Annotated in this window: 1 protein-coding gene; it reads left to right on the forward strand. The window is 66.2% G+C overall.

Annotated features, from left to right (window positions below; translation table 11 throughout):
• The coding region (locus IG78_RS0141120; protein ID WP_030574939.1) for an acyl-CoA dehydrogenase family protein at positions 1-639 on the forward strand (639 nt) is incomplete at both ends.

The following is a 639-nucleotide window of genomic DNA, read 5'->3' on the forward strand; positions in this document are numbered from 1 at the left end:
CCACCTCCCCCTCCCCCCCACCGCACTCCTCCAAGCCCCCCACAGCCACCTCGACCCCCACGGCACCCACCACACCACCATCGGCAACCCCCGCAAACGCTTCCTGCGCACCCTCAACCGCGTCACCCTCGGCAAACTCTGCATGAGCGCCGCCTGCCTCGGCATGGCCCGCACCGCCCTCACCACCGCCATCACCTACGCCCACAACCGCCACATCAACGGCCCCCACAAAAACCAACGCATCCCCCTCACCGCCCACCGCACCCACCACCAACCCCTCCTCACCCACCTCGCCACCACCTACGCCCTCACCCTCCTCCACCGCACCACCCTCACCCAATACACCCACCACACCCAAAACCCCCACACCACCCCCCACCAACGCGACACCATCGAACGCCAAATCGCCCTCACCAAAGCCATCACCACCTGGCAATGCCGCACCATCGCCATCGAAGCCCGCGAACGCTGCGGCGCCCAAGGCCTCTTCCCCTACAACAACCTCACCGAACAACAACTCAACATCGAAGGCGGCATCACCGCCGAAGGCGACAACCTCGTCATCACCACCAAAGCCGCCTCCGAAATGCTCTTCAACCACCAACCCCCACCCCCCCCCCCACCCACCCAACCCCACAC

Source organism: Streptomyces aureocirculatus (assembly GCF_000720475.1).
GTDB lineage: Bacteria > Actinomycetota > Actinomycetes > Streptomycetales > Streptomycetaceae > Streptomyces > Streptomyces aureocirculatus.